Raw genomic sequence first — 11,631 nt, 5'->3', positions numbered from 1 at the left:
CCAAGCAGTAATGTTGGACGGACATTTCAAGAAGGGAAACCTGTGAAAAGTCCAAACAGTAGTGCTGGACGGCCATTTCAAGAGGGGAAAGCCTTAGAAAAGTCCAAGCAGTAGTGCTGGACGGCCATTTCAAGAGGGGAAGTCGTTCAAAAAGTCCAAGCAGTGGTGCTGGACGGACATTTCAAGAGGAGGAAGCCTTCGAAAAGTCCAAGCAGTATGAAAGTTGACCGAGAAAAGTATTCCTTAGGCGCGGCCAATTTACCAAAAGAAGTTCTGTCTACCTCCCCAAAAGTACATTCGCTTCAATAGACCGACAAATTTGACTGACAGACATGAAAAATTCGACAAACTATATAAAAGTGAATCGAAAAATGCCTATAATAATAGAAAAACCATCTGAAGGAATTAAAAATGAAGAAAAAATATATTTGGCTCACAGCAGCTATTGTGTATTGTATAGCTATTTTTATAACAACGGCTTCTCCTGCTTCGACTGGTGGAAATACGTTAATGATAATTGCAGATATTTTCAATCTATCTGAGGGTCAGGCTAGTATGATCAACGTCATATTTAGAAAGCTTGTGCATTTATCAGCATTTGGGGTGCTTGCTATATTGTTTTACAATAGCTTTGAAAAGCATCGATTTATACAAGCATGGCTATACACAACGATCTATGCAGCATCCGATGAAATTCACCAGGCTTTTCTCCCAGACCGGACAGGCGCAATTGTGGATGTTGGAATTGATTCCATTGGTGCGCTGATTGCTTTGAGTATAATAAAAATGGCTACCCTCAGAAGAAGGTAGCTATTTATTTATTATTGAGTTGGACTTTCTTGTTTAGCCTGAGAAGAATGCTTTGGTAAATGCCTTTTTATAGAAAAAATAAGTTCTGCAAATAAATAAATTGCAACAAAAGGGCTAAGCCAAATCCAATAATGATTAATCGCTTCATAAATGGAGGTTAATGCTGGATGGATCCACTTTAAACAAATGAGGGATAAAAAAATCCAGCAAATTGAAAAGGATAAACAAATATGTCCATGCAGCTGCAATGGGATATTTGAGTAATCCCACCACCGGCGATGGAAGTAAGTATGAAGTAAATAGCCGCTAACATACTCAATCAATGTTGGAATGGCTAGACAGAGAAAAAGAGCGATTAACCAATTTGTATCCTGTGAAATTAACAAAACCAAAAGCACTGGTGCAAATCCATACATAGGCTTAAAGGGGCCACTGAAAAACCCCACTTTAAAAAATCTCCTCGTTGTAACGAGGCTATAGCTGTTTTCTAGCAGCCAGCCTAAAAATGAGTACACCGTAAAGTAAAATAAAAGACTATGAGCACTAAAAACTTCTAACGTATTTACCAATTAGCAAACCCCTTTCAAGATGACAAATTCATCCTATAGGCTTCGCTAAATTTCCTTTAATATACAATTTCTTCTAAAGTGCTGAAAACTTTTTCCTTAAATAATTTTCTTACGAATATAGCCTGATAAAAGATCAATGCATGTGACCATGACAATGATGCCTAATAGAATAATCCCAACACGATCCCAGTCACGGGAGCTTAGTGCAAAAATAAGTGGCGTGCCGATCCCGCCTGCTCCAATAATGCCAAGGATTGCAGCAGATCTTACGTTAATTTCAAATCGATATAAAGTATAGGACAGGAAACCAGGCATGACTTGCGGAAGGACGGCGAACCAGAGAGTTTGCATGCGGTTTGCCCCTGTAGCCGTTAATGCTTCTGCGGGACCTGGATCAATATTCTCGATTTCTTCCGAGAAAAGCTTTCCTAACATCCCGATAGAGTGCAGGCCTAAAGCGAGTACACCAGCAAAGGACCCTGGACCAACTGCTTTAATGAACATAATCGCCATTACGATCTCTGGAAATGTCCTAACAAAACTGAGGATGAATTTACCTGAATGAGAAAGACTTTTCCCCTTGCTCATATTGGCGGCTGCCCAGAAAGCAAATGGAACGCAGAGGAAGGCTGAAATAAATGTTCCTAAAATCGCAATGGCGAGTGTATCAAGCAGCCCTCGTAATAAATCCTCTCCCTCTGGTAAATAGACATAATCCCAATCGGGGCTGAAAATTCCTGAAAAAATGGCTTTCGATACTTGAGCAGCTGTTTCTTTTACCCCTGTAATCGGCATTCCGGAAAAAGCCCAAATATAAATAAGAGCTAAAGCGAGATAGATGATCCATAGACGAATATTCTTTTTCGGTGGCTTCACAATGTTTCTAGATGTTTGGCTCATATTAATTTCTCCCGTAATTTAGTACTCATGTAGTCGATTATTAAAACAACAACTAATGTGAAAATAATAATAGAGCTTGTTTTATCATATTCAAAGAATCCGAGTGTGCGGTCATAATAGAGTCCAATTCCTCCGGCACCGACAAGTCCAAATACAGCTGCAGCCCGAATGTTTACCTCAAATGTATAAAGCACATAGGAAATATAATAGGGAAGAACTTGTGGAACGACACCAAAAAAGATCCATTGAACCTTGTTTGCGCCAACAGCAGTCATGGCTTCAAGTGGCCCAGGATCAATGGCCTCAATCGCTTCATATGTTAATTTTGCCACTAGGCCAATTGAGAAAATCGTCAACGCTAAAATACCTGGAAGTGGTCCTAAGCCGAAAATAGACACGAAAATGGCTGCTAACAGCAGGTCAGGAATCGTCCGAATTAGATTCAGGACAAAACGAATAGGATGGTATAACCATATGTTACGAACAATGTTGCTCGCAGAAAAAATCGCAATCGGAATGGCGATGAGGGCACCAAAGGTTGTCCCAATTAAAGCCATTCGAATCGTTTCAAGCATTGGCTCGACAATTTTTCCGAAGTAAGACCAGTTTGGAGGAAGCATTTGCGCAAGCAGCTCGACCATGTTAGGAGCACCGATGATGAGCTCAGTAATGGTTGAATTTGTTTGGACTGCACTTCCGAAAAGCAGCAAAATAATAATAAAAATGGTTAAATAGGTTTTTAGTTTACGTGGAGGCTCAGGCAGGACCCTCTTCTGTGGCTGACTCAGCATACATTTACCTCTAATAGTTCATCCTTCTTAATAGAGCGGCCATAAATTTCCGAGAATGCTTCATCAGTCGCCTTTTCAACAGGCCCGTCAAATACAACCTCTCCTGCCCGTAATCCGATAATTCTTGTTGCGTATTCTCTTGCTAAATCAATAAAATGAAGATTCACAATGGTCGTTATTCCTAATTCCTGGTTAATTCTTTTCAGATCATCCATGACTTGCTTAGTTGTTAACGGGTCAAGCGAGGCTACAGGCTCATCTGCCAAAATGATTTTTGCTTCCTGAGCTAACGCACGGGCAATGGAGACACGCTGCTGCTGTCCACCGGAAAGATCCGTTGCTCGGGAATAAGCTTTTTCAAGAATATTGACGCGTTCTAAAGCATCGAATGCCAGATTTACATCTGCTTTTGGAAAAAGCCCGAGAATCGTACGCCAAGTTGAATGATAGCCAACACGCCCCGAAAGTACATTTCTCAATACCGAAGAACGCTTCACTAAATTAAAGCTTTGAAAAATCATGCCGATGTCACGGCGGATTCGTCGTAAATCAGATCCCGTTGCTGTCGTAATCGATTTGTTATTGATAAAAATTTCGCCTTCAGATATATCAATCAAACGATTAATTGAACGCAGTAGGGTTGATTTTCCTGCTCCCGACAAGCCAACGATGACGACAAACTCACCTTCATGAATCTTTAAATCAATATTGTTTAACCCTTTCACACCATTATGGTATGTCTTGGAGACATTCTTAAATTCAATCACTTTTATTCCACCTTTGGTTATTTAATCAAAAAATGCCATACCAGTTCTTAACCCTTCACTGGCTGGCATTTTTGGCTTCCTATATTACTCGGTTTTCACTCTTTCTGCATAATCGCGAACAATATCAAACACTTTATCTTCAGATGGTGTATAGCCTTCATGGGAGTAAATGTCTTTAATGATGGCATGGCCTTCTTCATCCTTGCCAATTTCAATAAAGGCATCCTGAATTTTTTTTGTCCATTCTTCACTCATATCGGAGCGGATTGAAATCGTATCGTTTGGAATTGGTTCTGTGAAATGAAGAACTTTTGTCTCTTCGAATACACTTGGATAATCGCCTTTTACAATATTACGTGCATCTTGGAAAATAACCGCTGCATCAACATCACCGTTTAGTAATGCAATCACAGCTTGGTCATGTCCCTTCACTGTGATCCCCTCAACGTCCGTAAGCGGGTCAATTTTTTCATCCATTAAGGCAGCTGCGGGCCAAACATAACCTGCTGAAGATGTAACGTCTTGGAAAGCAATTTTCTTTCCTTTTAAATCTTTCACGCTTTTGATATCAGAATCTGCTTTTACAATAAACATAGATTTATAGAAATCCACTAATTTATCATTAGGTGCACCCGTTTCATCGTCAACACCGAAGCGTTGTGCTTGCAAAATAACATTTGCAGCCTCTTTTTCATGGGCTTGTACATATGCCGTTGGAGGCAAAAAGCCAACGTCTACTTTTTTCGATGCCATTGCTTCAACAATCGTGTTGTAGTTAGTTGATACACTTACTGTTACAGGAATTCCTAGCTTGTCCTTAAGCAAACCTTCTAATGGTTTAGCTTTTGCTTCTAATGTGTCTGCATTTTGCGATGGTACAAATTGAACAGTTAAGCTTTCAGGGGTGTAATCTCCGCTAGATGTTTTGTTTGAGCCGCATGCACTCAAGATGGCCGTTGTTAGAGCAAGAGATAGGCCAATCGTTGCCAATTTCTTAAACATTTCAGTTACCTCCAAATGGAAAAAGAATATTTTACGATTTGAATTATAGCAAACGATATGGATAGTTCTGTAAATATGGTGTTAAATAATGTAAATGTTTGGTGTGGTTTGTTGTAAAATAAATTTACATGAAAGAACTACCTATATAATCAAAGTGGAAGTAATTAGAGGGGATGTGAAGTGGAAGCCATGGATAATGAACGCTGTGAGCTTATTATTATGGAAACTAGTGATCTGCACGGAAATGTGTTCCCGATTAATTACAGGGATAATGAAGAAGTGAATGCAGGGCTAGCAAAGATTGCTGCACTGATTAAAAGTGAGAGAGAAAACAATCAATACTCCCTTTTAATAGACAATGGGGATGTCATTCAGGGGACGCCTTTAACATATTATTATGCAAAATTCCTTCCAGAAAAGATAAATCCGCTTATAAGCCTGCTAAATGATTTAAATTATGATTGTGCTGTAATTGGAAATCATGAGTTTAATTACGGTTCCGAACTATTACAGGCAGCGGTGGACGAGTCCCAGTTCCCGTGGTTATCGGCCAATATATTAAGAGAAGGAACGAAGGAAAGTGCATTTGGTCCTCCGTACATAGTGAAGGAGTTTGAAAATGGGCTGCGTGTTGCTGTTCTAGGAATTACGACACATTATATTCTGAATTGGGAAAACCCAAGGCATATTGTGGGACTCCAATTTGAAGATGCGTTAGCTAGTGCAAAAAGGTGGGTTAATTTTATTCAAAAGCATGAACAGTATGATTTGCTTGTCGTTTCCTATCATGGAGGATTTGAACGGGATCTATCCAACGGGGAGCCTGAAGAAGCCATGACTGGAGAAAATCAGGCTTATGCGATATGCCATGAAATTGAAGGAATTGATATTTTGCTGACGGGTCACCAGCATCGAATGATTGCGGATACTTTGAACGGAGTGACAGTCGTTCAACCCGGCTACAATGGACAGGCTTTAGGTAAAGTGAAAGCTTATTTTGAAAAAATCGAAGGAAAATGGGTGTTTAAAAGCTGCTCGTCACAGCTTATAGAGGTTGACCATTCTGTTCAAGCAGATCCTCATATCTTGAAAATGACTGAAGAGTATGAGAAGGACACTCAAATTTGGCTTGATCAGCCAATTGCCAAAATAATAGGGGATATGACGATTTCCGGCGCATTAGAATTAAGATTAGGAGATCATCCTCTTATTGAATTTTTTAATTATGTGCAAATGGATGCATCAGGCGCAAGGATTTCCTCTACTGCTTTATTTGATAATCGCTCTCGTGGTTTTCAGGAACAGGTGACAATGAGGGACATCGTTTCAAATTATATTTATCCGAACACGTTGAAGCTCATTCGAATCACTGGGCAGGATATGAAGGATGCTTTGGAGATTTGTGCATCGTATTTTATGCTCGGTAAAGATGGTGAGATTCAGGTTAATCCTGCCTTTGCAGAACCAAAGCCCCAACACTATAACTACGATATGTGGGAAGGCATTGAGTATGAGTTTGATATAAGAAACCCTATTGGGGAGCGGGTCGTTAAATTAAGCATTAAGGGAGATCCTGTTCAGATGAAAGGTGAATATGATGTCGTCATGAACAACTATCGAGCAGGCGGGGGAGGCAACTACTATATGTTCAAAGATAAGCCTGTCATCAAAGAAATTCAGACAGATATGACAGAGCTAATTGCTAACTATATGATGAAAAGGAAAAAGATCTATGCCTCCTGTGATCATAATTGGAAGGTTGTTTGGTGATAGGATGAAACTTTCTCGGTTAAATATTGTGAATTTAAAAGACTGTAGACAAGCTCGATTTTACCGAGTTTGTCTACAGTCTGACACGGTATTAAAATACATAAAAGTAGCATAGTGATACTTCTATTGTAGTTTTTCAACCTTGTAGCCTTTATTTTTAAGTAACTGGATAACGCTCATATCGCCAAAGTAATGTCCTGCACCTACAACGACAAAATAAGTTTCTTTCATACTCCCTGTTAAGTACTGTTCAATTTTATTCGCCATTCCAATATTTCTATTATCAAGCAGTTCAGTCATATATGTTTGGTATTCTGGGCTATCGTCTGGAACGTTAAAAAGCATTTTTTCAATTGCGTCATCATCACTATATTGCCAAGCTTTTATAAGGGCTTCTAGTTCGCCGCTGCTATCAACTTTTAGGGAATCTTCAAGCAGTTTTATTTGCACATTTTCAGAAAAGCTGTCCATCATATTTAATTGGAACTCTGCTCCCTCTAACTCAATAATTTTTTTACCACCCGCTTTAGATAAGAAATAAAAATCAATTCCTAATTCAGGTTTATATTTAGGATCAGTTATTTTTAAACTTTCTAAAATCATATTAAAATACCAAGGTTCAAAATGCTTGAGTTCGTTAAAATCGGCACCCAAACTAATAAATATATCTTTTAGTTTCGTGTAAAGCTCCTCCGAAATATGATCCTCAATGGTTGAACCATCAGCATAGATAGCTTTTTCAAGGATGGATTGTTGAAATTCAAGGGGATTTAAATTAAGAATATCTGCTTCAACAACTAAATATTTTGATTCATCAAAAGCCTTCATTATTTTCGAGTTTAATGGATAAAAGTCTTCAATACCTAAATGAATTGAACCTAGCATGTAAACAGTGTTGCCACTTTTTTCTGCTTTCCAAAGGAATCCACCCTCATTTTCCGCAACCTGTTCCTTTTCACAGCTGGCCGCTTTAACCTCAGCTAATTTCCTTTTGGAAGGGGTCTCATATTTTATTGCACTATCTTTTTTTACATAATAGCCTCCACCTACTCCATAAATGTCACCACCAGAATGGTTCTTAAAGGAATAGACTCTATATTCACCCTTTACAGGTAGTGTCTTGTGAGTCTCAAGCTTATTTTCTTTCAAAGAGAATAACTTAGCTTCTTTCAGGATGGTGATTTTACCTAGTTGACCACTCTTAAGTTCTGTTTTCCCCCACATAATCTTCTTAGGAACACAATCCTTACTACTCTCCGATGCCGCAAAAGCCGTATTAACTGAAAAGGATGAAACTACGAGCAATGTAGCAATGAAAAGCATAGCCGCATTTTTAAATATCTTTTTCAAAGTATTTCTCTCCTCTCTAATAAAGTATTCGTTAATAGAGAAACCAATTATATGTAGTATAGTAAACTATTAACAAATTAATAATACCTTAATTTAGGAGGTGACTCAACAAAGTAAAAAAGCCTATAGATAAAGTCCTTTTCGGAAGAGTCTATAAGCTTTTTTAATATTATTTACTATTAACCTTGCACACTTTCCTTTTCATAAACCGGTACCCAGCCCTCTTCTGTTACGAAAATACGGACAGCGACTACTTTTCTATCATCAGCAAGTGTGAAATAATGGCGAATATTTTCTGGAACAGAGATCAAATCGCCAGGGTTTAAATGCACTTCAAAAAAGCGCTCATCCTTACCTTGAATAACGAAAACTCCATGTCCGCTTGCGATAAAGCGCACTTCATCATCTGTATGATGGTGTTCTCTTTGGAAGTTTTTCAGAAGCTCATCAAGCTTAGGATTAGAATCAGATAATGAAATAACATCAGATGTTTTGTAGCCTCGGCGTTCTGAAATACTGTCGATTTCTGCCTTGAAGGCATTTAGAATTCCGTTTTTCTCATCTTCGCTAAGATCAAATTTTTCACGAAGATTTTCCGGTAGTTTTTCAATATCCCAATGCTCATAAATAACTTCTTGCTGCTCTAAAAATGCTGCAACCTCGTTTTGATTTTCAATTACTTCATTTGTACCTTGAATTGTAATTGTTGCCATCTGAAATCTCCCTCTCTTATTTAAAATTTGATTTAGCATTAATCAATGCTAGTTGATATTGAAATAGAAATTCACATGCTTCTAATAGTTTCTTAGCTTCAAAGCCGTTCTTGCCCCAAACGGTAATGCCGTGGTTTCGAATAAGGACGGCTCCTTTATCAGCATGAATATGCTCTTGGAATTCTTCCGCTAAAGCAGGAATATGGGCATGGTTATGAATAATGGGGATGGTTAGCTTAGCATCCTCTTCCCAGAGATCAAACGCCTTGATTAATTCTTGAAATTGAAAGGTTACTTTCCCTTCTTCGCCATATAGCTCTGAGATGACATTGTTTGCTACTGTATGAACATGAAGACTGCAGCCCGCTAAAGTTTTTTGAAAAACAGCGCAATGCAATAGGGTTTCGGCAGATGGTTTCAGATGTGTTTCTTCAACTGCTTTGCCATCTCGGTCGACTAGAAGGAAGTCTTCGAGAGTTCTTTTCCTTTTATCCTTCCCGCTTGCCGTTACGAGAAACTGCAATGGATCAGCGTTAACCTTGATGGCAAGATTACCGCTAGTCCCCATGAACCAGTCCCTTGCAGCCAATTCATCCTTAATATCAGCTAATTCATTCCATTTAGATACGAGCGCACTCATACTTTCACATCCAATCGAGATTCAATGATGTCAATACAGTCTTGGAAACGCTCGAAAGGCTCGTAAGGGATATTCAATTCCTTGCACTTTTCAATGAGATAATCCCTGGCAATAACAACATCTGCAAGCTTCGCGGCTTCAAGATCCGTGATGGAATCCCCGATCACGATACTCGTGTTTTCCCCGGATGCCAGATTTCGAATAATCGATGGCTTACAGCAGCCACAGCCTTTGTTTGAGCAATCATCATCACACTCATGAGGGAATACAATTCGAATGTTTTCACCGGAAAAATCAGCTTCATTACAATAAATTTTTTCAAAAGGTCCAAATGCCTCAAGGACAGGATGTACGAAAAAATCGATCCCGCCGCTCACAATATAAAGTGGAATATTTGCTTCTCTAGTAAACTGAACAAATTCAGCAAAGCCTTCTCGAATTACAGCATCCTTCAGTACGAATGAGATGATTTCCTCTTTTTTCGAAGAGGGAAGAAGAGAGAACAGCTTGCCGACCCCTTCCTGAATGGAAACCTTTTGACCTAATATGTCATCCTTGATGGCGTCCCATTCCGGCGGGGCGAATTCTCTCATTATATTAACGATGTTATCTTTATTCGTAATTGTCCCATCGAAGTCGCAGAAAATCACTGGATTCTTCATTTTGAACCTCCCCATAACTCAAGGGCTATTTTCAATTCTTGATGTTCTTCTGCAGCGTTGGCCAAATTTTTACCTGCTAGAACAGCGTCAACTGCCTGTCTAAATGCCTTTCCACCGCCTGCTGCTCCGTGAGGGTGACCGTGGACGCCGCCCCCAGCGTTGATTACGCAATCTTTTCCATAGTCGTCCATTAACAGAGGCACTAGCCCAGGATGGATGCCCGCAGATGGTACTGGAAACGCCCGTTTTACAGCAGCTTCTTCAGTCAGCTTCTCACCGATTGCCAGTGCAGCATTCTTTTCAAGAGCTACACTGCCATACGGAGAAGGGAATAAGGAAAAGTCAGCACCCGCATATCGTGTTAGCTTACCAAGTACAAGCTGACTTGCTACCCCGTAAAAAGCTGATGAGGTGAAGGCACCGCTATAAGCTGGATGTGCCATAAGCGGAAGCTGAACCTCCTCATCCTCCGCAAGCTCCTGGAGGACATCCAGTCCATACGTATGAACGTTAAATAAAAGGGCATCAGCACCAAGATCCTTAGCTCTTTTTGCTTTATCTCTTAATTCGGAAGTCCGGCCTGTCAGGTTTACGGCATAAAGGGTACGATGGCCAGTTTCCTCATAGACCTGCTGTAAAACCTCTTTACTTCTTAAAATTCTTTGTTCAAATGGAGTTAGTAGATTTTCAAATAGGATTTCATCATCCTTCACAAGATCCACTCCGCCAAGAGCCTGCTCCTTCAATTGAGCTGTTAAATATTCGATGTCTCTTCCGATAACTCCCTTGAAAATACTCATGGTTAGTGGTCGATCATAAACATTTAATGTCTTCCGAATGCCTTCAATTCCAAAGCGCGGGCCAGGAAATCTGCTTAATAGGTCTGAACTAAACTCTAAATCAAGCAATTTGACTTCTCCATCTAAGGAAAGCTTTCCGAAAACCGTTGTTAAAATAGCTGGTAGATCTGCTGAAAAATTCGCACTTGGATAAGCAATTTTTACTTTGCTTAAAATATCATTTTGTTTAACAGGATGGCGCGTGTTCGAAAATTCCTCGACTGAGATGACGCGTCCTTTATGTTTCTTCAGCTGCTCCTGCTCAAGCAGTGGCAAATCTGTCCATGAGCCGATCGTTAAGCCAAGTGCAATCCCTTCCGCTTTTTTCTCAAAGGATCCTGGCTTGCCAAATAGCTGGTAGGTAGCGATGATTTCACTCATATTCGAATCATCCTCCTTTTTAAAGTTAGTATTCTCTATAAAAAAATAAAACCTCTTCAAATAAGAAGAGGTCAATAGACAAACATCTTCTTATTTCTCAGCATGAAAGCTGCAAGAATTAGCACCGTGTCAAATCGTTTGATCGGTTGCCGGGTTTCATCGGGCTCGTCCCTCCACCTGCTCTTAATAAGAAAAATATATTCAATTAATTTACATTTCAAAAGTAACTGCCTTTTATTATTGCACCGCTTAAAAATTCTGTCAATAGGATAATTTTAAGTGCAAGTTTTAATTTTTATCGTAAAAGTCGTGGGGAGGAGTTCGGCGTAAAACTATATAACCCCATTTGTCAGGTGAGAATGTGGCAAAAGGTAGTTAAGAAGTCTTTATAACGCCAATCAGCAGGTGAAAATGTGGGTGAAGGTAGTTAAGAAGTC

Annotated in this window: 12 protein-coding genes and 1 riboswitch; of the genes, 2 read left to right on the top strand and 10 right to left on the bottom strand. The window is 39.5% G+C overall.

The features are described from left to right. Positions 1 to 411 precede the first annotated feature (411 nt). Complete coding sequence (locus tag V7164_RS17885) at positions 412 to 810, top strand: VanZ family protein (RefSeq protein WP_335354771.1); 399 nt, start codon at positions 412 to 414, stop codon at positions 808 to 810. Between the two features lie 11 nt (positions 811 to 821). On the opposite strand, the gene V7164_RS17880 is transcribed toward V7164_RS17885, so the two are convergent. From V7164_RS17880 to V7164_RS17860, 5 genes are all read right to left on the bottom strand, one after another. Then, a complete protein-coding gene (locus tag V7164_RS17880; RefSeq protein ID WP_335347010.1) occupies positions 822 to 1,379 on the bottom strand; it encodes a putative ABC transporter permease in 558 nt (185 codons plus the stop codon). Positions 1,380 to 1,475: 96 nt separating this feature from the next. Next, the gene (phnE, locus tag V7164_RS17875; RefSeq protein ID WP_335347009.1) at positions 1,476 to 2,279 is read right to left on the bottom strand and encodes a phosphonate ABC transporter, permease protein PhnE; all 804 of its coding nucleotides are present in this window, start codon (positions 2,277 to 2,279) and stop codon (positions 1,476 to 1,478) included. Beyond that, positions 2,276 to 3,070 (bottom strand): phosphonate ABC transporter, permease protein PhnE, encoded by a 795-nt coding sequence (phnE, locus tag V7164_RS17870; protein ID WP_335354770.1) that lies wholly within the window; start codon positions 3,068 to 3,070, stop codon positions 2,276 to 2,278. Before phnE (V7164_RS17870) ends, phnE (V7164_RS17875) begins: the two co-directional genes overlap by 4 nt. Next, complete coding sequence (phnC, locus tag V7164_RS17865; RefSeq protein ID WP_335354769.1) at positions 3,064 to 3,837, bottom strand: phosphonate ABC transporter ATP-binding protein; 774 nt, start codon at positions 3,835 to 3,837, stop codon at positions 3,064 to 3,066. Before phnC ends, phnE (V7164_RS17870) begins: the two co-directional genes overlap by 7 nt. Positions 3,838 to 3,921: 84 nt before the next feature. After that, on the bottom strand, positions 3,922 to 4,839 hold the full coding sequence (locus tag V7164_RS17860) for a phosphate/phosphite/phosphonate ABC transporter substrate-binding protein (protein WP_335354768.1): 918 nt from the start codon (positions 4,837 to 4,839) through the stop codon (positions 3,922 to 3,924). Positions 4,840 to 5,028: 189 nt separating this feature from the next. Here V7164_RS17860 and V7164_RS17855 point away from each other — a divergent pair, with 189 nt between their 5' ends. Beyond that, complete coding sequence (locus V7164_RS17855; RefSeq protein WP_335354772.1) at positions 5,029 to 6,609, top strand: bifunctional metallophosphatase/5'-nucleotidase; 1,581 nt, start codon at positions 5,029 to 5,031, stop codon at positions 6,607 to 6,609. A 123-nt stretch (positions 6,610 to 6,732) separates the two neighbouring features. On the opposite strand, the gene V7164_RS17850 is transcribed toward V7164_RS17855, so the two are convergent. The 5 genes from V7164_RS17850 to mtnW form a co-directional block, all read right to left on the bottom strand. Continuing rightward, entirely contained in the window at positions 6,733 to 7,959 is a 1,227-nt protein-coding gene (locus V7164_RS17850; RefSeq protein WP_335354767.1) for a TraB/GumN family protein, read from the bottom strand. A gap of 179 nt (positions 7,960 to 8,138) precedes the next feature. Further along, on the bottom strand, positions 8,139 to 8,672 hold the full coding sequence (locus V7164_RS17845; RefSeq protein ID WP_335354766.1) for a 1,2-dihydroxy-3-keto-5-methylthiopentene dioxygenase: 534 nt from the start codon (positions 8,670 to 8,672) through the stop codon (positions 8,139 to 8,141). A gap of 16 nt (positions 8,673 to 8,688) precedes the next feature. Next, positions 8,689 to 9,312 (bottom strand): methylthioribulose 1-phosphate dehydratase, encoded by a 624-nt coding sequence (locus V7164_RS17840; protein WP_335354765.1) that lies wholly within the window; start codon positions 9,310 to 9,312, stop codon positions 8,689 to 8,691. Further along, positions 9,309 to 9,974, bottom strand: coding sequence for a 2-hydroxy-3-keto-5-methylthiopentenyl-1-phosphate phosphatase (locus tag V7164_RS17835; protein WP_335354764.1), 666 nt, complete (start codon positions 9,972 to 9,974; stop codon positions 9,309 to 9,311). The genes V7164_RS17840 and V7164_RS17835 overlap by 4 nt, the downstream gene beginning before the upstream one ends. Then, positions 9,971 to 11,194: a 2,3-diketo-5-methylthiopentyl-1-phosphate enolase gene (gene mtnW / locus V7164_RS17830; protein WP_335354763.1), complete on the bottom strand. Its 1,224-nt coding sequence runs from the start codon at positions 11,192 to 11,194 to the stop codon at positions 9,971 to 9,973. The genes V7164_RS17835 and mtnW overlap by 4 nt, the downstream gene beginning before the upstream one ends. An 87-nt stretch (positions 11,195 to 11,281) precedes the next feature. Next, positions 11,282 to 11,387: riboswitch (SAM riboswitch) on the bottom strand. Positions 11,388 to 11,631 lie beyond the last annotated feature (244 nt).

It is taken from the genome of Bacillus sp. JJ1474 (assembly GCF_036965225.1).
Lineage (GTDB): Bacteria > Bacillota > Bacilli > Bacillales > Cytobacillaceae > Cytobacillus.
This window is presented reverse-complemented; position numbering and strand designations above follow the sequence as displayed.

What these genes read in the sequence shown, in the direction of transcription:
- V7164_RS17885 (WP_335354771.1), top strand. Translation starts at nt 412, where the DNA reads ATGAAGAAAAAATATATTTGGCTCACAGCAGCTATTGTGTATTGTATA.
- V7164_RS17860 (WP_335354768.1), bottom strand. Translation starts at nt 4,839, where the DNA reads ATGTTTAAGAAATTGGCAACGATTGGCCTATCTCTTGCTCTAACAACG.
- mtnW (WP_335354763.1), bottom strand. Translation starts at nt 11,194, where the DNA reads ATGAGTGAAATCATCGCTACCTACCAGCTATTTGGCAAGCCAGGATCC.
- V7164_RS17835 (WP_335354764.1), bottom strand. Translation starts at nt 9,974, where the DNA reads ATGAAGAATCCAGTGATTTTCTGCGACTTCGATGGGACAATTACGAAT.
- V7164_RS17855 (WP_335354772.1), top strand. Translation starts at nt 5,029, where the DNA reads ATGGATAATGAACGCTGTGAGCTTATTATTATGGAAACTAGTGATCTG.
- phnE (WP_335347009.1), bottom strand. Translation starts at nt 2,279, where the DNA reads ATGAGCCAAACATCTAGAAACATTGTGAAGCCACCGAAAAAGAATATT.
- phnE (WP_335354770.1), bottom strand. Translation starts at nt 3,070, where the DNA reads ATGCTGAGTCAGCCACAGAAGAGGGTCCTGCCTGAGCCTCCACGTAAA.
- V7164_RS17845 (WP_335354766.1), bottom strand. Translation starts at nt 8,672, where the DNA reads ATGGCAACAATTACAATTCAAGGTACAAATGAAGTAATTGAAAATCAA.
- V7164_RS17840 (WP_335354765.1), bottom strand. Translation starts at nt 9,312, where the DNA reads ATGAGTGCGCTCGTATCTAAATGGAATGAATTAGCTGATATTAAGGAT.